Raw genomic sequence first — 19,182 nt, forward strand, 5'->3', positions numbered from 1 at the left:
TAGGCGAGGGAGTATGCCGCAGCCATGTGTCCTTATATAGGGCGAGGTACCGCGAGAGGGCGCGAAACAGCATGAGCTGCTTCGCATCCAGGAGGGGTTACACGAAGCACAGGGACAGTGGTTCGGCGATATACGCCGGTTTGTCCGAACCTTCGATTTCCAGGGTGGCGGTGGCCTTGAGCAGCCATTGGCCGGGTTTCTTCTCGGTGACTTCGGTCAGGTCGACCTTCAGGCGCACTTTCGAATTGACCTTGACCGGCTGGATGAATCGCACACTGTCGAGGCCGTAGTTGACCACCATCTTCAAGCCTTCGGGCATGACGAGGATGTCTTCCATCAGTTTCGGGATCAGCGACAGCGACAGAAAGCCGTGAGCGATGGTGCTGCCAAATGGCGTTTGCGCGGCTTTGACCGGGTCGACGTGGATGAACTGAAAATCTCCTGTGGCTTCGGCGAACAGGTTGATGCGGTCCTGGTCGATGGTGAGCCATTCGGAACGTCCAAGTTCCTTGCCGACATAATCTTTGAGCTCTGCAACTGGAACATAGGGCATTGAGACTCTCCTTGGGTTCATCGGTTTTATAGTTTTGAGATGGGGGAGGTTGACCTCCCGGATTACCAATGTAGATCAACATGGCCAAACGCTCCGGTCAACTGACCATGCTTTTGGCGAATGCCGATCTATAGCGCGAGCATGCTTATAATGCCCGGCCAATGCGAATGACGGATTTTGCAGGAGATCAACAATGTTGTTACGGGGCCTGACGTGGCTGGTGTTGTTCCAATTGCTCGGCACTGCGATCAATCATTTGTTTTTGCCGGTGCTGCCGGGGCCGATTGTGGGGTTGCTGCTGTTGCTGGTGTACCTCATCTGCAGGGGCCAGGTCGGCGAGCCGCTGAACCTGGCGGCCAGCAGCCTGTTGCGCTACCTGCCGCTATTGCTGGTGCCACCGGCCGTGGGCGTGATGGTTTATGCCGCTGACATTGCGGCTGACTTCTGGGCTATCGTTGGGGCGCTGGTGTTGTCGCTGCTGCTTTCGATGGCCTTCGCCGGGGTGCTGATGCAGCGCATGGTCAAGCGTCACGCTCAGCCAGAGGACGGCCAATGATCTTCGACTGGCACGGCGCCTGGACGTCAGTGATTCACCATCCGTTGTTCGGCATCGGCATTACCCTTGGCGCCTATCAACTCGTGCTGGCGGCGTTCGAGAAAACCCGCTGGATCTTTTTGCAGCCGGTGCTGGTCTCCATGTTACTGGTGATCGGCGTGCTGCTGGGCTGCGGCCTCACCTACGCCGAGTACCGCAAGAGCACCGAGATTCTCAGCATCCTGCTCGGCCCGGCCACGGTTGCATTGGCGGTGCCGCTTTACCTCAACCTGCGTCGGATTCGGCAGTTGTTCTGGCCGATATTTACTACGCTGGTGATAGGTGGTGTCGTGGCCACCGGCATGGGCGTGTTGCTGGGCTGGTGGTTCGGTGCCGAGCACATGATCCTGATGACCATGGCGCCGAAGTCGGTGACCTCGCCGATTGCGATGCTGGTGGCTGAGCAAATCGGTGGCGTCGCGGCGCTGGCGGCGGTGTTCGTGTTGATTACAGGCGTGATCGGCGCGATCTTCGGCCCGAGCCTGTTGACCCGCCTCGGTGTCCACAGTTCCGAGGCTCGCGGCATGGCGCTAGGCATGACCGCCCACGCGGTCGGCACGGCAGTGGCGATGCAGGAAAATGAAGAGTGCGGCGCCTTCGCGGCGCTGGCGATGAGTCTGATGGGCGTGGCCACGGCGGTGTTGCTGCCGTTGGCGGTGTCGATGGTGGTGTAAGGAAATGTCTATGAGTCTGCCGCTTTTTCCGCTCAACACAGTGCTGTTTCCCGGTTGCATCCTCGACTTGCAGATTTTCGAGGCGCGTTACCTGGACATGATCGGCCGCTGCATGAAACAGGGCGGCGGTTTCGGCGTGGTGTGCATCCTTGACGGCGAAGAAGTCGGGATCGCCCCCGCCGGTTACGCCCTGGTCGGGTGCGAGGCGCTGATTACCGATTTCAAACAGCAGGACAACGGCCTGCTGGGGATCCGGGTGAAGGGCGGCCGGCGCTTTCACGTTTTGCGTACCGAAGTGCAGCGCGATCAGTTGACCGTGGCCGAGGTCGAGTGGCTGGAAGATGAGCCGGAGCAACCGCTGCAGGACGAGGACGCCGATCTGGTGGCGTTGCTCAAGGCCCTGGCTGAACACCCGATGGTCGAAGCCTTGAACATGGGCACCGAAGCGACCGGGCAGCAGTCGCTGGCCAATCAGTTGGCGTACCTGTTGCCATTTGCCGAACTGGACAAGATCGACCTGCTGCAACTCGATGATCCGCAGCAACGACTGGATGCCATACAGGCGTTGCTGGACGAGTTGCAGGGAGAGTTGTTTGCCTGACGAGCGTTTTTGCTAATACGCATACCGCAACATCGTGTGCGGCAAATGCCGCAATACGAAGAAGCCGAACAATGCCACCAGTGCCGGCAACACCAGCCACCAGACCCTGGGTGGCAGGGCGTTGAGCGGCTCCTTGCGCTGAACCAGCCACAGGCTGGCTGCACAGACACACGCCGCCAGCATCGCGCCGGCCATGACATCGGTCGGCCAGTGCGCGCCGAGGTACACCCGCGACAAAGCAATCGCCATGGCCGGCAAACAGGCCACCAGCAACCAGGTCAGGCGCATTCGTGGCGGCTGTCCGCGGCCGGCCAGTACGGCGAGCGTCAGGAACAGCGCAAAAGAACCCGATGCATGGCCACTGGGCATGCTGTAGCTGGTCAGCGGATCGCTCAGCACTTCGGGGCGCACGCGAGCAAAGAACTGTTTGGTCGCGGTATTCGCCAAGGCAGTGCAGAGCAGGGTGCTTGCGGCAAACAACGCGGGGCGCCATTGGCGCATCAGCAGCAGCAAAGCAGTCAACAGCGCGCTGAGCAGCAGCATGTTGCGGAACTCGCCGATCAGCGTGAAGACCACCGCGACCTCATCGAGCATCGGGCTGCGATGTTCTTGCACCAGCGTCATCACCCCTTGATCGAGGGCGCTCAGGTGCGGAAAGCCGATAAACAGCGCCACCAGAATCAGGCAACTCATGCCGGCAATCAGTGCTGTAGCCCGGCGATGCTGGCGCAGGCTGCTGGTGGCACTCAGCCCCACCATCACGGCAATGCTGCCGACAACGATTCCGGCCTGAGGCCAGAAACCTTCAGGTAGCGGCAAGCGAATCGCCGCGCCGGTGGCCCAGCCAGGCAGCAGATAGGCCACCGACCACCCTGCACCGGCCAGCAGGCTGACGGCGATGAACCGCGGGAAAGGCATGTCGCACATGCCGGCGACCATTGGCAGCATTGGCCGCAACGGTCCGATAAAGCGGCCGACCAGCAGGCTGGCGATGCCATAGCGCTGGAAATAAGTCTCGGCCCCGGCAATCCATTCCGGGTGATGGCGCAAACCGGGCAGGCGCCGGATGTTCTGGTGAAAGTGCCGTCCAAGGAAATACGAAACCATGTCACCCAACACACCGGCGAGGAAGCCCAGCAGCAAGGTTTCACTCAGCGGCAACGCACCGCTACCGGCAAGCACCGCAACGGTGAACAGTAAAACCGTGCCGGGGACGATCAGCCCGGCAATCGCCAGGCATTCCACAAAGGCCACCAGAAATATTGCCGCCGCCAGCCATTGCGGGTTGACCGTCAACCAACCGGTTACGCTATCGAGCCATTGGCCCATACAAACCACTCCATTGAAATCAATTGATCCTGCTGATCGAACGCAATCTTCAAAACACCACTAACCCCTGTGGGAGCGGGCTTGCTCGCGAAGGTGGTCTTCCAGCCAACATTGATGCTGCCTGATACGCCGCCTTCGCGAGCAAGCCCGCTCCCACATTGGGTCCGGTTTATTTCAAGACCTGACAAGTGTCATGACAGTACAAAATAATCGCGACCTTCGACCTGGCCCCGTCGTAGCGGGTTTCGCGTGCAATAAGCCGTGTAGGCACCGTCGACGAAGCGGTACATCAAGTGCTCGTCGCGCCCGTGGGGGATGCCCAGACGCGTGGTCTGGATGATGTGGGCGGGCGACTGGCCGACGTCTTCCACCAGCAACACCTCATGGTCGAAACGCTTGGCGTCCCAGACCGGCACTTTCAAGCCCATTGCCTTGCAGAGCAGGGTTTGCCCGGCACAGAGCTTTTGTGACGGGCGAGGGTGTCCCTGGGCATCGGGATTGTTCAATAGCATCTGTGCCAGGCTGGCCGACCCGCTCAATTCATCGACCCACGGATAGGCGGACTTGATCAGCACGGCGTTACCGGGCCCCTGGGCGCTGAAGTTCAGGGAATCGCCGCCCCGGGCGTAATACATATAGATGTGGCCGCCATCCAGAAACAAAGCCTTACGTTTTTCTGTGTAGCCGAGGGAGGCGTGGCTGCCTTTTTCTGCGCAGTAATAGGCTTCGGTTTCGATGATCCGGGCGCTGAGCCACAGGTCGCCCACTCGATGGCGAATGACTTTGCCCAGTAAGTCCCGGGCCAGAATTTGCGCGTCGCGGTCGAAAAACGCGTCGGGGAGACCCTTGGGCAGGCTCGCAGCGGACGCTCGAACAGTCAGATTGGACATGATGACCGGTGTTTGTCAGGGCTGAATGAGTCGTGATGATAACAATTTGCGGCTTAATCCCGGCTGAACGTCGGCAAATACTCATCGATTTCGACCATCCGCCCGTCACCGCTGTTAGTCCCGGGACGCGACAGCTATAATCTGCCGCTTTACTCTTTACCAAGACCTTATCAAAGACCACGCCAGACCATGACTGAGTCCGTTCTTGATTACATGACCCGTTTGGGTTGCGCTGCCCGCGAAGCTTCCCGCGTGATCGGCCGCGCCAGCACGGCGCAGAAAAACCGCGCCCTGCAGGCTGCCGCCAATGCGCTGGACGCTGCCCGCGCCGAGCTGACGGCGGCCAATGAACTGGATTTGGCCGCCGGTCGCGCCAGTGGCCTTGAGCCGGCGCTGCTCGAACGACTGGCGCTGACCCCGGCGCGTATCGACGGCATGATCGTTGGCCTGCGCCAGGTTGCGGCACTGCCGGACCCGGTTGGCGCGATTCGCGACATGAGCTTCCGCCCGTCCGGTATCCAGGTCGGCAAGATGCGCGTGCCATTGGGTGTGATCGGAATCATCTACGAGTCGCGGCCGAACGTGACCATCGATGCCGCGAGCCTGTGCCTGAAGTCCGGTAACGCGACCATCCTGCGTGGCGGTTCCGAAGCCATTCATTCCAATCGAGCCATCGCGGCCTGCATTCAGCGTGGCCTGGCCGAAGCCGGTCTGCCGGCCGCCGTGGTGCAAGTGGTCGAAACCACGGATCGCGCTGCCGTCGGCGCGCTCATTACCATGCCTGAATACGTCGATGTCATCGTGCCGCGCGGCGGCCGCGGCCTGATCGAACGTGTCAGCCGTGACGCCCGCGTCCCGGTGATCAAGCACCTGGACGGCATTTGCCACGTTTACGTGAGTGAGCATGCCGATCTGGCCAAGGCCCAGCGCATTGCGTTCAACGCCAAGACTTACCGTTATGGCATCTGCGGTGCCATGGAAACGCTGTTGGTGGATCAAACCGTTGCCAGGGATTTCCTGCCGGCGATGGCGGCACAGTTCCGCGAAAAAGGCGTCGAACTGCGCGGTTGCGAGCGTACCCGGGCAATCATCGATGCCGTGGCCGCTACCGAAGAAGACTGGAGCACCGAATACCTGGCGCCGATTTTGTCGATCCGGGTGGTCGACGGACTGGACCAGGCCATCGAGCACATCAATCATTACGGTTCCCATCACACCGATTCGATTGTCAGCGAACACCAGGGCGACACCCGGCGTTTCGTGGCTGAAGTCGACTCCTCGTCGGTGATGATCAATACCCCGACATGCTTCGCCGATGGTTTCGAATACGGATTGGGTGCCGAGATCGGCATTTCTACTGATAAGCTGCACGCCCGCGGCCCGGTGGGCCTCGAAGGACTGACCTGCGAGAAGTACATCGTGGTCGGCGACGGGCAGTTGCGCGGACAGGAGCCGGCCTGACTTGGGCGACTTCGACCCGTCAGCCCCGGTCACCGCCAGCGAGCCAGCCCCTCGCCGCATTGGCGTGCTGGGCGGAACGTTCGACCCGGTGCACATCGGCCATTTGCGCGGTGCGCTGGAAGTCGCCGAAACCCTGGCGCTCGATGAGCTGCGACTGACACCCAGTGCCAGGCCGCCCCATCGGGATACGCCGCAGGTGTCGGCCAAAGACCGTCTGGCGATGGTCGAGTGCGCGGTGGCCGGTGTGGCACCGTTGGTGGTGGATGCCCGCGAATTGCAGCGGAACAAACCGTCCTACACCATTGATACCCTGGAACTGATGCGCGCCGAACTGACCGTATCCGACCAGGTTTTTCTGCTTTTGGGCTGGGACGCTTTTTGCGGCCTGCCCACTTGGCACCGCTGGGAAGAGTTGCTCCAGCATTGCCATATCCTGGTGTTGCAACGCCCGGATGCCGACAGCGAACCGCCGGATGCCTTGCGCAACCTGCTGGCAGCGCGCTCGGTGAGCGACCCGCTGGCCCTCAAGGGGCCGAGCGGACAGATTGCATTCGTCTGGCAGACACCGCTCGCGGTATCCGCCACCCAGATCCGTCAACTGCTGGCCAGCGGTAAGTCGGTACGTTTCCTGGTGCCCGACGCGGTCCTGGCCTACATCGATGCGCACGGACTTTACCGTGCGTCGAACTGAATAGGAGTGCTTCAAGGCACGTGGCAACAACGTGTATCGAAGCCCCGAACTACGAGCAAAACGAGTTTTATATGACGAGCAACAACGAAAGCAAAGTAAAACGCAAAGGCACATTCAAGAGTGCCCCGCTGCCGGAAAAAGTCCTCGCCGCCGAGCCGCCTAAAGGCGACGAGCTGGTCAAGATCGCCGTAGCCGCCCTGGAAGACGTCAAGGCCCAGGACGTGCTGGTGATCGATGTTCGCGACAAGCAGAGCATCACTGACTACATGATCATCGCCACCGGTACCTCCAACCGCCAGATCGGCGCGATGCTGGACAAGGTTCGCGAGGCCGTCAAAGCCCTGGGCATCAAGCCGCTGGGTGAAGAAGGCAAGGGCGACAGCGACTGGGTTCTGCTGGACATGGACGACGTGATCGTCCACATGATGACTTCCAACGCCCGTCAGTTCTACGACCTGGAGCGCCTGTGGAAAGGTGCCGAGCAGAGCCGTGCGGCCGATGGCAAGCACCACAGCCCTGAAGTTGGTCACGAGCACTTCAACAAGCTCAACAAAGACCAGGAATAAGGGACCGCTGTGCGACTGCGACTGATCGCCGTCGGTTCACGCATGCCCAAATGGGTGGAAGAAGGCTGGCATGAATATGCCAAGCGTCTTCCGTCCGAGCTGGCGCTGGAACTGGTGGAAATACCGCTCAACACCCGTGGCAAGAACGCCGACGTGGCCCGTTTCATCCGTCAGGAAGGCGAAGCCATGCTGGCCAAGGTCGGGCCGAACGAGCGGATTGTCACTCTCGAAGTCCATGGCAAACCCTGGAGCACCGAGCAACTGGCGGTCGAACTCGATCGCTGGCGGCTGGACTCGCGTACGGTCAACTTCATGGTCGGCGGCCCCGAAGGGCTGGCACCGGAAGTCTGTGCCCGGGCTGACCAGCGCTGGTCGCTCTCACCGTTGACGTTGCCACACCCGCTGGTGCGGATCCTGATCGGCGAACAGCTGTATCGTGCCTGGACCGTGTTGTCCGGCCACCCTTATCACAAGTAGTTCTGCGCTCTCATGACCCAGCCGATCCGCATCAAGGACCACGAAAAAGACGCCCGCCTGGTGCGTGGCCGCGTCGTGTTCGGGGCCATTGCAGTGGTGGCGCTGATTGGCGTGTTGATCGCGCGCCTGTATTTCCTGCAGGTGATCCAGTACGACTACCACTCGACCCTGTCGGAAAACAACCGCGTCCATGTGCAGCCGATTCCGCCGACTCGCGGCTTGATCTTCGACCGCAATGGCGTAGTGATTGCCGACAACCGGCCGAGTTTCAGCCTGAGCATGACCCGCGAGCGTTCCGGCGACTGGCAGCAGGTGCTCGACGTGATCGTCGAAGTGCTGGAGCTGACGCCCGAGGACCGGGTGATTTTCGAGAAGCGCATGCGTCAGGGGCGCCGGCCGTTCGAGCCGGTGCCGATCCTGTTTGAGCTGACCGAGGAGCAGATCGCCCGGATCGCCGTGAACCAGTTCCGCCTGCCGGGCGTGGAAGTGGTCGCGCAACTGGTTCGTCACTACCCGCAGGGTGCACATTTTGCGCACTCGGTGGGCTACATGGGGCGGATCAACGAGAAAGAGCTCAAGTCTCTGGACCCGGTCAGTTACAGCGGCACCCATCAAATCGGCAAGACCGGCATCGAGCGCTTCTACGAGCCGGAGCTGCACGGTCAGGTGGGTTACGAGGAGGTCGAAACCAACGCTCGGGGCCGTGTATTGCGGGTGCTCAAGCGTACCGAACCGATTTCCGGCAAGGACATCGTCCTGAGCCTGGACATCAAATTGCAGGAAGCCGCCGAAGCCGCGCTCGGTGGTCGTCGTGGTGCGGTGGTGGCCCTTGATCCGAAAACCGGCGAGGTGCTGGCGATGGTCAGCCAGCCGAGTTTCGACCCGAACCTGTTCGTCACCGGCATCAGCTCCAAGGCCTATTCCGAGCTGCGCGACTCCATTGACCGGCCGCTGTTCAACCGCGTATTGCGCGGTCTGTATCCGCCGGGCTCGACCATCAAGCCGGCGGTAGCGATTGCCGGCCTGGATTCCGGCGTGGTGACCGCGTCGACCCGGGTGTTCGACCCCGGCTACTACATGCTGCCCAACTACGATCACAAGTACCGTAACTGGAACCGCACCGGCGATGGGGTTTTGTCGACCTCGACACGGCGATCATGCGTTCCAACGACACCTACTTCTATGACCTGGCGCACAAGCTGGGGATCGATCGGTTGTCGTCGTACCTGTCCAAGTTCGGCATCGGTCAGAAGGTTTCTCTGGACATGTTCGAGGAGTCGCCGGGTCTGATGCCGACCCGCGAATGGAAGCGCGCGACCCGCCGCCAGGCATGGTTCCCGGGTGAAACGCTGATTCTCGGTATCGGTCAGGGCTACATGCAGTCGACCCCCCTGCAGCTGGCCCAGGCCACCGCGCTGGTGGCCAACAAAGGCATCTGGAACCGTCCACACCTGGCCAAGACCATCGAAGGCGAGAAGCCGGTGGATCAGAATCCGATGCCGGACATCATCCTGCGTGATCCGTCTGACTGGACCAAGGTCAACCACGGTATGCAGCAGGTGATGCACGGGGCTCGTGGTACGGCGCGCAAGGCCTCGATTGGTGCGCAATACCGGATCGCCGGCAAGAGCGGTACGGCCCAGGTGGTTGCGATCAAACAGGGCGAGAAGTACGACCGCTCCAAAGTTCAGGAGCGCCACCGCGACCACGCCTTGTTCGTCGGCTTCGCGCCGGCCGACGACCCGAAAATCGTGGTGTCGGTGATGGTCGAGAACGGCGAGTCCGGCTCCGGCGTCGCCGCGCCGGTAGTGCGTCAAGTCATGGACGCCTGGCTCCTGGGCGAGGACGGCCGATTGAAGCCCGAATACGCCAGCCCTATCAGTGCAGAGGCAACCGCCCGTGATGAATAATTTTGATCGCATGCTCTCCAGCGAGGATGTGATGCGTCGTCGTGCGACGCTGCTGCAACGCCTGCACATCGATGGCCCGCTGCTGATCCTGTTGCTGACCCTCGCTGCCGGCAGCCTGTTCGTGTTGTATTCGGCCAGTGGCAAGAGCTGGGACTTGCTGGCCAAACAGGCCACCTCGTTCGGCATCGGTCTGGTGTCGATGATCGTCATCGCTCAGTTCGAACCGCGCTTCATGGCCCGCTGGGTGCCGATCGGCTATGTGATCGGCGTGCTCTTGCTGGTCGTGGTGGATGTCATGGGTCACAACGCCATGGGCGCCACGCGCTGGATCAATATTCCCGGCGTGATTCGCTTCCAGCCCTCGGAATTCATGAAGATCCTGATGCCGGCAACCATCGCCTGGTACCTGTCCAAGCGCACCTTGCCGCCGCAGCTCAAGCATGTCGGCATCAGTCTGATACTGATCGGCATCCCGTTCATTCTCATCGTGCGCCAACCGGACCTCGGCACTTCGCTGCTGATCCTGGCCGGCGGCGCTTTCGTGCTGTTCATGGGCGGTTTGCGCTGGCGCTGGATCCTCAGCGTGCTGGCTGCGGCCGTTCCCGTGGCGGTTGCCATGTGGTTCTTCATCATGCACGACTACCAGAAGCAGCGAATCCTGACATTCCTCGACCCGGAGAGCGATCCGCTCGGTACCGGTTGGAACATCATCCAGTCCAAGGCCGCCATCGGCTCCGGCGGTGTGTTCGGCAAGGGCTGGTTGCTGGGCACCCAGTCGCACCTGGACTTCCTGCCGGAAAGCCATACCGACTTCATCATTGCCGTAATGGGTGAAGAGTTCGGCCTGGTGGGGATCTGCGCGCTGTTGATGATCTACCTGCTATTGATCGGCCGCGGCCTGGTGATTACCGCCCAGGCACAGACATTGTTCGGCAAGTTGCTCGCGGGCAGCCTGACCATGACGTTTTTTGTTTATGTTTTCGTCAACATCGGTATGGTCAGTGGCCTGTTGCCGGTGGTGGGGGTGCCGTTGCCGTTCATTAGCTACGGAGGAACTTCGCTGGTGACGCTGCTGTCAGCGTTTGGGGTTTTGATGTCGATCCATACCCATCGCAAGTGGATCGCGCAGGTTTGAATAAGGTGAAATTTTCAATGCAAGTAATGCGTGGCTGGGCGACTCGATACGCGCCATGGGTCGGCCTGGTAAGCATCCTTGGCACCGTGCAGGAAGCGTTGGCCAGCGACTACGAAGGCTCACCCCAGGTGGCCGAATTCGTCGGTGAAATGACCCGCGACTACGGTTTCGCCGGTGAACAATTGATGGGCGTGTTCCGCGAAGCCGAGCGCAAGCAGTCGATTCTGGACGCCATCTCGAAACCCGCCGAACGGGTCAAGCAGTGGAGCGAATATCGCCCGATGTTCATCACCGATGCGCGCATTGCCCGGGGTGTGGACTTCTGGCGTCAGCACGAGGCGGTGTTGGCCCGTGCCGAGCAGGAATACGGCGTGCCAGCCCAGGTGATTGTCTCGATCATCGGCGTTGAAACCTTTTTCGGCCGCAATACCGGAAATTTCCGGGTGATCGATGCCTTGTCGACCCTGGGTTTCGACTATCCTCCCCGTGCCGAGTTTTTCCGCAAGGAATTGCGTGAGTTCCTGCTGCTGGCCCGCGAAGAGCAGGTTGATCCGTTGACGCTCAAAGGCTCCTACGCCGGCGCAATGGGATTGCCGCAATTCATGCCGAGCAGTTTCCGCGCCTATGCGGTGGATTTCGACGGTGATGGCCATATCAACATCTGGACCAATCCGGACGACGCCATTGGCAGTGTCGCCAGTTACTTCAAACGTCATGGCTGGGTCGCCGGCGAACCGGTGGTCAGCCGCGCCGACATCCGTGGCGAGCAGGTCGACGAAGGTTTGACCACTGGAATCGAGCCGACGAAAACCGTCGGGGAGTTGCGAGCCCTGGGGTGGTCAAGTCATGATGCGCTGCGCGATGATATGCCGGTTACCGCATTCCGCCTGGAAGGCGACAATGGCCCCGAATACTGGATGGGCCTGAAGAATTTTTACGCGATCACGCGTTATAACCGCAGCGTGATGTACGCCATGGCCGTACATCAACTGTCTGAACAGCTGGTCCAAGCACGGGGCGTCAAGTAATGCGGGCATTGCCTATGAGTAAACCCCTGAAGCTGCTGGCATTCGCCGCGTTGGCAGCGCTGGTTGCCAGTTGTTCGACCAGCCGCGCCCCGGCGCAGAAATCATCCACCGCCGTGCGCTCGGCGCCGGGGCTGGACATCAACCGCGCCCACAAGGATGGCGCGCCATGGTGGGATGTCGATGTGTCGCGCATCCCGGACGCCACGCCGACCCTGCACACCGGCCCGTACAAGGCCAACCCGTACACCGTGCTGGGCAAGACTTACTTCCCGTTGCAAGAGTCCAGGACCTACGTGCAGTCGGGTACGGCGTCCTGGTACGGCACCAAGTTTCACGGTCAGAACACCGCCAACGGCGAAGTGTATGACCTGTACGGCATGAGTGCCGCGCACAAGACATTGCCACTGCCGAGTTACGTTCGGGTGACCAACCTGGACAACAACAAGAGCGTGATCCTGCGAGTCAACGACCGCGGGCCGTTCTACTCGGACCGGATCATCGACCTGTCCTACGCCGCGGCCAAGAAGCTCGGTTATGCCGAAACCGGCACCGCGCGGGTCAAGGTCGAAGGCATCGACCCGCAGGCGTATTGGGCGGCCAAAGGCCGTCCGGCACCATTAATGCTCAATGAACCGAAAGTCGCGCAGAATAGCGCCCCGGTGATCACGGCCTCGGCCGGCACCGTCGAGCAATGGACACCGCCGCCGCAGCAACACGCTGCCGCGGTCGTGCCGGTGCAGCTTGATGCAAAAAAAAACGCTTCTGTACCAGCCTCTGGCCAGTATCTGCAGGTGGGCGCGTTCGCCAACCCGGACGCTGCAGAACTCCTGAGATCGAAGCTCAGCGGGATGGTGAGCGCTCCGGTGTTCATCAGTTCGATCGTGCGCAATCAGCAGACCCTGCATCGGGTTCGCCTGGGCCCGATCGGATCGCCGGGTGAAATCCAGCAGGTGCAGAACAGTGTGCGCCTGGCCAATCTCGGTTCGCCGAGTGTGGTCACGGAATAAGCAACACGTAGAACTTGATTGACGATTCACCAGCGATTGGGGGGTGAATCAGGTTGTTGGCTCGTTGAAGAACAAAAGCCCGGCAAGGGTTACAGAGTGAGCAACTGAACACGCGATGACTCGTTAGAAAGTCATCTGATTAGTTTTGCCCTTGGGCAGTTTCCATTAGCGATTTCGAGAGACGGATGAACATCACCACCTTTGCCAAACGCCTGTTCCTGCTAGTCCCGCTGCTCCTCTCACCTGCCGCGTTCGCGGTCGAGATGATGCCGTCGCCACCGCAACTGGCCGCCAAGGCCTACGTGCTCATGGATGCCAGCAGCGGTAATGTGCTGGTCGAGAACAACGGTGACCAGCGTCTGCCACCGGCCAGCTTGACCAAGCTGATGACCGCGTACATCGCGACCCTGGAAATCCGTCGTGGCCAGATTGGCGAAAACGATCCGGTGACCGTCAGCGAAAACGCCTGGCGTACCGGCGGTTCGCGGATGTTCATCAAGGTCGGCTCGCAGGTCACCGTCAGCGACTTGCTGCACGGCATCATCATCCAGTCGGGTAACGACGCCAGTGTCGCGCTCTCCGAGCACATCGCCGGCAGCGAAGACGCCTTCGCCGACCTGATGAACAAGACCGTCGCCGACCTGGGCATGACCAACACCCACTTCATGAACCCGACCGGCCTGCCGAACCCGGAGCACTACTCGTCGGCTCACGACATGGCTGTGCTGGCGCGCGCGATCATCCACGAAGACCCGGCTCACTACGCGATCTACTCGCAGAAAGAGTTCTTCTGGAACGGCATCAAGCAACCCAACCGTAACCTGCTGCTGTGGCGCGACAAGACTGTCGACGGTCTGAAAACCGGCCACACCGACGAAGCAGGCTACTGCATGGTGTCTTCGGCTGTACGTGATGGCATGCGCCTGATCGCCGTGGTGTTCGGCACCAACAGCGAAGTGGCTCGTGCCGCAGAAACCCAGAAACTGCTGACCTACGGTTTCCGCTTCTTCGAAACCCAGACCTTCTATCAGAAGGGTGCCGAGCTGGCCCAGGCGCCTGTCTGGAAAGGCTCCACCAATCAAGTCAAGGCCGGCCTGGCCGAAGACCTGACCATGACCTTGCCGAAAGGCCAGCTGAAAAAGCTCGCTGCCAGCATGACCATGAACCCGCAACTGATCGCGCCAATCGCCAAGGGCGACGTGATCGGTAAAGTCGAAGTGAAACTGGACGACAAGGTGGTGCACAGCGCTGACCTGATCGCTCTGGACGCTGTCGAGGAAGGTGGTATCTTCCGCCGCATGTGGGATAGCATCCGTCTATTCTTCTACGGCTTGTTCAACTGAATTTAGTGTGCACCTGCATGGCCCCGTGCTGATCCAGTACGGGGCCATGCCCGTCGCCACGGCTTACGCTCAAGAGGCCGTTACGCCATGACCGATACCGAAGTAAAGGCGCCAAAGATCGAATTCCCGGTCACTGACTATCCCGTTAAGGTAATCAGCGATACCGGTGTGGGCAACAAGGACAAGATCATCAAGATCGTCGAGAAACACGCCAAGATCAACGATGAGCGTGTTGACGAGCGCCAGAGCAGCAACGGCAAATACACCACCATTCAGTTGCACATCGTCGCGACCGACCAGGACCAGCTGTACAACATCAACAGCGAACTGCGGGCCACCGGTTTCGTACACATGGTGCTGTGATGTCTGGCACGCTGGGCTTTCGCGAGCTTGGCCAGATGGCTTACGAGCCGGTCTGGCATGCCATGCAACGCTTTACCAACGAGCGCGGCAGCGATGCCGCCGACGAAATCTGGCTGGTGGAACACCCCCCGGTGTTCACCCAGGGCCAGGCGGGCAAGGCCGAGCATCTGCTGCTTCCCGGTGATATTCCGGTGGTGCAGGTCGACCGTGGTGGTCAGGTGACCTACCACGGCCCCGGCCAACTGGTGGCATATCTGCTGCTGGACGTACGCAAGCTCGGTTTTGGTGTGCGCGATCTGGTCACCCGGATGGAGCAATGCCTGATCGAGCTGCTCGCCAGTTACGGCGTGACCGCTGCAGCCAAGCCTGATGCACCGGGTGTTTACGTCGACGGGGCGAAAATCGCTTCCCTGGGTCTGCGGATCCGCCACGGTTGTTCCTTTCATGGCCTGGCCTTGAACGTGGACATGAACCTGGAACCGTTTCGACGGATTAATCCCTGCGGCTACGCCGGGCTGGCGATGACCCAGCTGAGCGATCACGCAGGATCGATTGAATTTGCCGAGGTAAGTGCCCGGCTGCGCGCGCAGCTCGTCAAACACCTCGACTATGCTGAGCAGACGACCCTGACGGGCGGAATCGACTGATATGACTACTGATGCAGTGCAAACCATGATCCCGACGCTTGATGTCACCGAGCGCCCGGCCCCGCGTCCCAAGGTTGAAGCCGGCGTCAAGCTGCGCGGCGCCGAGAAGGTTGCACGCATCCCGGTGAAGATCATTCCGACCACCGAACTGCCGAAGAAACCTGACTGGATTCGTGTACGCATCCCGGTTTCGCCGGAAGTCGACCGCATCAAGGCCTTGCTGCGCAAACACAAGCTGCACAGCGTCTGTGAAGAAGCGTCCTGCCCGAACCTGGGCGAGTGCTTCTCCGGTGGCACCGCGACTTTCATGATCATGGGTGACATCTGCACCCGTCGTTGCCCGTTCTGCGACGTCGGCCACGGCCGTCCGAAGCCACTGGACGTCAACGAGCCGGAAAGCCTGGCCATCGCCATCGCCGACCTGCGCCTGAAGTACGTGGTGATCACCTCGGTGGACCGTGATGACCTGCGCGACGGCGGTGCCCAGCACTTTGCCGACTGCATCCGTGAAATCCGCAAGCTGTCGCCGAACGTGCAGCTCGAAACCCTGGTTCCGGACTACCGTGGCCGCATGGACATCGCGCTGGAAATCACTGCTGCCGAGCCACCGGATGTGTTCAACCACAACCTGGAAACCGTGCCGCGCCTGTACAAGGCTGCGCGTCCGGGTTCGGACTACCAGTGGTCGCTGACCTTGTTGCAACGCTTCAAGCAGATGATGCCGCACATTCCGACCAAGTCCGGCTTGATGCTGGGCCTGGGCGAAACCGACGAAGAAGTCATCGAAGTCATGAAGCGCATGCGCGAACACGACATCGACATGCTGACCCTGGGCCAGTACCTGCAACCGTCCCGCAGCCACTTGCCGGTGCAGCGCTTCGTGCACCCGGACACCTTCGCCTGGTTCGCCGAGGAAGGCTACAAGATGGGCTTCAAGAACGTTGCTTCGGGTCCGTTGGTACGCTCCTCGTATCACGCCGACGAGCAGGCCAAGCTGGTCAAGGCCGAGCTGATGTCGTCCTGATCGACGGTGAAACATAAAACGCCCGCAAGGTTTCAAAGCCTTGCGGGCGTTTTTTTGCCTGGCCTGTGGCACTGGCCGTATTTTTCTGCAACTTGCGGGGCGACGGACCCTCTTCTGTTTGTCCCCGTTCCTGACTACTGTGTGCTGAAGTTTTCACGCAGGGAGATTCACGGATGACCGCTCGACCGATCCACAGCCTTTGCCCTCAAGCTCTCGTCCCGGCACTGCCGTCGGAAGGCATGATCGGCGTTATTGCACCTGCCGGTCCCGCGGCGCTGGACACCGACAAGGCGCTACGATGGATGCGTGCCCGGGGTTATTCACTGAAAGTGTTTCCCGGGGTCTACGAGAAAGACGGCTATCTGGCCGGCAGTGATGATGTGCGCCTGAACGATTTGCACGCCGCGTTCGCGGATCGTGACGTCGATGCCATCATTTGTCTGCGCGGCGGATACGGCACGCCCCGGCTGCTCGATCGTATCGATTTCAAGTTGTTGCGTGACAACGCCAAGCCGTTCGTCGGCTACAGCGACATTACTGCGCTGCATTTGGCAATCAGCCGATATGCAGGCTTCGTGACGTTTCATGGGCCGATGCTCAATGCCGACCTGCTGGGTGACAAGCAACAACCTACAGAGTCTTCCTTCTTCAACATGTTGCGAGGGCAGGTGACGGCGGGCACAGTGCTGGCGCACCCGGTGGCCTACCCGCTGACCACGATCGAGCCGGGCGTTGCCCATGGACGCTTGCTCGGCGGCAATCTGGCCATGATTACCGCAACCATGGGCACGCCTTATGAGATGGATGCCGAGGGCGTCATTCTGTTGATCGAGGACATCAACGAGCCGCTGTATCGCATCGACCGGTTGCTGACCCAGCTACGGCTGGCAGGTACGTTGCACAAGCTGCGCGGCGTGTTGGTCGGGGATGTGGCGGGTGTCGAGGTGAGCGCGCTGGAGCGGTTGCTCAAGCAGACCTTCGAGGCATTGAAGATACCGGTACTGTCCGGATGGCGCAGCGGCCATTGCGACCCGAACCTGACGTTGCCCATGGGGGCGTTGGTGCGGTTGGATGCGGGGAACAAGGAGTTGGTGCTGGAGCAGGACGTGGTGGTCAGGCGCTAGATTTTCGCTGTCTGTCAGTCAGTCTTCGCGAGCAAGCCCGCTCCCACATTCGACCGTATTCCCATGCAGGAACGCGGTTAAATGTGGGAGCGGGCTTGCTCGCGAAAGCGGTTTCAGCCGTACAGTTAACTAGCGGCTACGCAAACCTTCCAGCAACTTGTGCGTCGGATAGCCATCCGCCGGCCAGCCAAACGACTGCTGGGCGCTGCGGATCGCCTTGCGGGTATTGGCGCCAATGATCCCGTCGGCGGTGCCGGCGTCGTAGTTTTGCGCGCTCAACAGGTTTTGCAGTTCGATCCGCTCGGTACGGCTCAGTGGCAGGTCATCTTTTGGCCACATGCCGCTGATCAAGCCTGCGCCATTGAAGCGTTCGGACAACAGGCTCACCCCCAAGGCGTAGGACGACGAGTTGTTGTACTTGAGAATCGCACGGAAGTTATCAAGCACCAGGAACGCCGGGCCACGATAGCCGGCCGGCAACAGCAGTGCTGCGGACAGTTGCTCCGAGCCGGCTGGGACCTGGCCGCCGTTGGGCAGCGTAATGCCCAGTTGCCGCCATTCGGCGACACTCTTGCGAATCGTGCCATCGGCCAGTACATAGTTGAAGCCGCTCGGCAGCTGGACTTCAAAGCCCCACGGCTGACCTCGCTGCCAGCCTGAGCTTTGCAGGTAGTGCGCGGTCGAGGCCAGGGCGTCGGCCGAGCTGCCCCAGATATCGCGGCGCCCGTCACCATCGAAGTCCACGGCATGGGTGTTGTAGGTGGTCGGGATGAATTGGGTCTGGCCCATGGCGCCGGCCCAGGATCCGAGCATCTTCTCGGGTTCGATATCGCCTTGTTGCAGGATTTGCAGGGCGGCAATCAATTGCGCGTGGGCGAAACCGGGGCGACGGCCTTCGTAGGCCAGGGTCGCCAGCGAGTTGATCACCGACTTGCTGCCCTGGAACTGGCCAAAGTTGCTTTCCATTCCCCACACGGCTACCAGCGCCTGACGGTCAACGCCGTAACGCTGCTCGATGCTTTGCAGGATGTCAGCGTACTGGTTGATCAGCGACTGGCCTTTATGGACCCGCAGCGGCGACAAGGCGCCATCGAGGTATTCCCACACCGGTTTTGCGAACTCCGGTTGGCTGCGATCGGCACGAATCACACTGGGGTCGAAACTGACATTGGCGAAAGCGCGATCAAACAGATCGGCACGGATACCGGCGGCCAGGGCATCATTGCGGAAACCCGCCTGCCATTCGGCAAAGGTCTGGGTTGGCTGGATGTCGAGGTTCTCACCCGTCGGAACCACAGGCGGAACAACCGCCGGGGCGGTGGCGACAGGGAGCGTCTGAAGCGGCTGAGCGTCGGCTGCGGTCGGTTTTTCCGCACAGGCGACAAGCAAAACAAGGCTGGATGCAGCGATCAATTGGCGTAAGTGCCAACGACGGAGGAGACAAAGGGGCATGCACGGGTCCAGGGAGTACGAATCAGGTACAGACCTTACCATGTCAAAGGGGTGTTCTGCTTTACGCAGCCAGAAAGTAAGAAGCCTCCCAGCTGTCAGACTGGAAGGCTTCGCGGCGGTAACTGCCTTTGCCCTTGGCGGGGCGTTCCTGGCGGCTGCGGAACAGTGGCTGGGCGATGATGGATTTGGCCTTGTTGGGGCCGTGTTTTGACGGCTTTTTGCTCATGATCGGATCTCACGGGAAGGTGGGTTTTGCGGGGGAAATAATCTGCCGAAGTCGGGGTTCTGTCTATAGCGCGGATGGATCAGTGT

The 19,182-nt window shown here is 60.7% G+C and carries 20 protein-coding genes and 1 pseudogene; 16 read left to right on the forward strand and 5 right to left on the reverse strand.

The window, feature by feature from the left end:
- Positions 1-97: 97 nt before the first annotated feature.
- Complete coding sequence (locus ABIA48_RS18170; protein ID WP_429490365.1) at positions 98-553, reverse strand: MaoC family dehydratase; 456 nt, start codon at positions 551-553, stop codon at positions 98-100.
- 193 nt (positions 554-746) lie between these two features.
- Here ABIA48_RS18170 and ABIA48_RS18175 point away from each other — a divergent pair, with 193 nt between their 5' ends.
- From ABIA48_RS18175 to ABIA48_RS18185, 3 genes are read left to right on the forward strand one after another with little or no spacing between them, the layout of a single operon-like run.
- Positions 747-1,109, forward strand: coding sequence for a CidA/LrgA family protein (locus ABIA48_RS18175; protein ID WP_150726950.1), 363 nt, complete (start codon positions 747-749; stop codon positions 1,107-1,109).
- Positions 1,106-1,822, forward strand: a complete 717-nt coding sequence (locus tag ABIA48_RS18180; protein WP_204933504.1) for an LrgB family protein — start codon at positions 1,106-1,108, stop codon at positions 1,820-1,822. The genes ABIA48_RS18175 and ABIA48_RS18180 overlap by 4 nt, the downstream gene beginning before the upstream one ends.
- A 10-nt stretch (positions 1,823-1,832) precedes the next feature.
- Positions 1,833-2,423 (forward strand): LON peptidase substrate-binding domain-containing protein, encoded by a 591-nt coding sequence (locus ABIA48_RS18185; protein WP_429490368.1) that lies wholly within the window; start codon positions 1,833-1,835, stop codon positions 2,421-2,423.
- A gap of 12 nt (positions 2,424-2,435) precedes the next feature.
- On the opposite strand, the gene ABIA48_RS18190 is transcribed toward ABIA48_RS18185, so the two are convergent.
- Positions 2,436-3,752, reverse strand: a complete 1,317-nt coding sequence (locus tag ABIA48_RS18190; RefSeq protein WP_429490370.1) for a bifunctional DedA family/phosphatase PAP2 family protein — start codon at positions 3,750-3,752, stop codon at positions 2,436-2,438.
- Positions 3,753-3,943: 191 nt separating this feature from the next.
- A complete protein-coding gene (locus ABIA48_RS18195; RefSeq protein ID WP_429490372.1) occupies positions 3,944-4,642 on the reverse strand; it encodes a DNA-3-methyladenine glycosylase in 699 nt (232 codons plus the stop codon).
- A gap of 189 nt (positions 4,643-4,831) precedes the next feature.
- Between ABIA48_RS18195 and ABIA48_RS18200 the strand changes: the two genes are divergently transcribed.
- The 13 genes and pseudogenes from ABIA48_RS18200 to ABIA48_RS18260 all read left to right on the forward strand — a co-directional run bounded on the left by ABIA48_RS18200 (position 4,832) and on the right by ABIA48_RS18260 (position 17,418).
- The gene (locus ABIA48_RS18200) at positions 4,832-6,103 is read left to right on the forward strand and encodes a glutamate-5-semialdehyde dehydrogenase (protein ID WP_007990600.1); all 1,272 of its coding nucleotides are present in this window, start codon (positions 4,832-4,834) and stop codon (positions 6,101-6,103) included.
- Position 6,104: 1 nt separating this feature from the next.
- Positions 6,105-6,794 (forward strand): nicotinate-nucleotide adenylyltransferase, encoded by a 690-nt coding sequence (gene nadD, locus ABIA48_RS18205; protein ID WP_429490374.1) that lies wholly within the window; start codon positions 6,105-6,107, stop codon positions 6,792-6,794.
- A 71-nt stretch (positions 6,795-6,865) separates the two neighbouring features.
- Complete coding sequence (gene rsfS, locus ABIA48_RS18210) at positions 6,866-7,360, forward strand: ribosome silencing factor (protein WP_007975896.1); 495 nt, start codon at positions 6,866-6,868, stop codon at positions 7,358-7,360.
- Between the two features lie 9 nt (positions 7,361-7,369).
- Positions 7,370-7,837: a 23S rRNA (pseudouridine(1915)-N(3))-methyltransferase RlmH gene (rlmH, locus tag ABIA48_RS18215; protein ID WP_003185785.1), complete on the forward strand. Its 468-nt coding sequence runs from the start codon at positions 7,370-7,372 to the stop codon at positions 7,835-7,837.
- Between the two features lie 12 nt (positions 7,838-7,849).
- A pseudogene (gene mrdA / locus ABIA48_RS18220) lies at positions 7,850-9,747 on the forward strand (penicillin-binding protein 2).
- Between the two features lie 31 nt (positions 9,748-9,778).
- Positions 9,779-10,882, forward strand: a complete 1,104-nt coding sequence (gene rodA, locus ABIA48_RS18225) for a rod shape-determining protein RodA (protein WP_429492884.1) — start codon at positions 9,779-9,781, stop codon at positions 10,880-10,882.
- A gap of 17 nt (positions 10,883-10,899) precedes the next feature.
- Entirely contained in the window at positions 10,900-11,910 is a 1,011-nt protein-coding gene (mltB, locus tag ABIA48_RS18230) for a lytic murein transglycosylase B (RefSeq protein WP_429490376.1), read from the forward strand.
- Complete coding sequence (locus ABIA48_RS18235; protein ID WP_429490378.1) at positions 11,910-12,917, forward strand: septal ring lytic transglycosylase RlpA family protein; 1,008 nt, start codon at positions 11,910-11,912, stop codon at positions 12,915-12,917. Before mltB ends, ABIA48_RS18235 begins: the two co-directional genes overlap by 1 nt.
- Before the next feature lie 185 nt (positions 12,918-13,102).
- The gene (locus ABIA48_RS18240) at positions 13,103-14,260 is read left to right on the forward strand and encodes a D-alanyl-D-alanine carboxypeptidase family protein (protein WP_108231160.1); all 1,158 of its coding nucleotides are present in this window, start codon (positions 13,103-13,105) and stop codon (positions 14,258-14,260) included.
- 87 nt (positions 14,261-14,347) lie between these two features.
- Positions 14,348-14,623: a DUF493 domain-containing protein gene (locus ABIA48_RS18245; protein ID WP_007990615.1), complete on the forward strand. Its 276-nt coding sequence runs from the start codon at positions 14,348-14,350 to the stop codon at positions 14,621-14,623.
- Entirely contained in the window at positions 14,623-15,270 is a 648-nt protein-coding gene (gene lipB, locus ABIA48_RS18250) for a lipoyl(octanoyl) transferase LipB (RefSeq protein ID WP_204933497.1), read from the forward strand. Before ABIA48_RS18245 ends, lipB begins: the two co-directional genes overlap by 1 nt.
- A gap of 25 nt (positions 15,271-15,295) precedes the next feature.
- Positions 15,296-16,294, forward strand: a complete 999-nt coding sequence (lipA, locus tag ABIA48_RS18255; protein WP_162130289.1) for a lipoyl synthase — start codon at positions 15,296-15,298, stop codon at positions 16,292-16,294.
- Between the two features lie 173 nt (positions 16,295-16,467).
- Positions 16,468-17,418: a S66 peptidase family protein gene (locus tag ABIA48_RS18260; protein WP_429490381.1), complete on the forward strand. Its 951-nt coding sequence runs from the start codon at positions 16,468-16,470 to the stop codon at positions 17,416-17,418.
- 129 nt (positions 17,419-17,547) lie between these two features.
- On the opposite strand, the gene ABIA48_RS18265 is transcribed toward ABIA48_RS18260, so the two are convergent.
- The gene (locus tag ABIA48_RS18265) at positions 17,548-18,870 is read right to left on the reverse strand and encodes a lytic murein transglycosylase (RefSeq protein WP_429490383.1); all 1,323 of its coding nucleotides are present in this window, start codon (positions 18,868-18,870) and stop codon (positions 17,548-17,550) included.
- 61 nt (positions 18,871-18,931) lie between these two features.
- A complete protein-coding gene (gene arfA, locus ABIA48_RS18270; RefSeq protein WP_007990624.1) occupies positions 18,932-19,096 on the reverse strand; it encodes an alternative ribosome rescue factor ArfA in 165 nt (54 codons plus the stop codon).
- Positions 19,097-19,182: the final 86 nt, after the last annotated feature.

Source organism: Pseudomonas sp. S30_BP2TU TE3576 (assembly GCF_050436025.1).
GTDB lineage: Bacteria > Pseudomonadota > Gammaproteobacteria > Pseudomonadales > Pseudomonadaceae > Aquipseudomonas.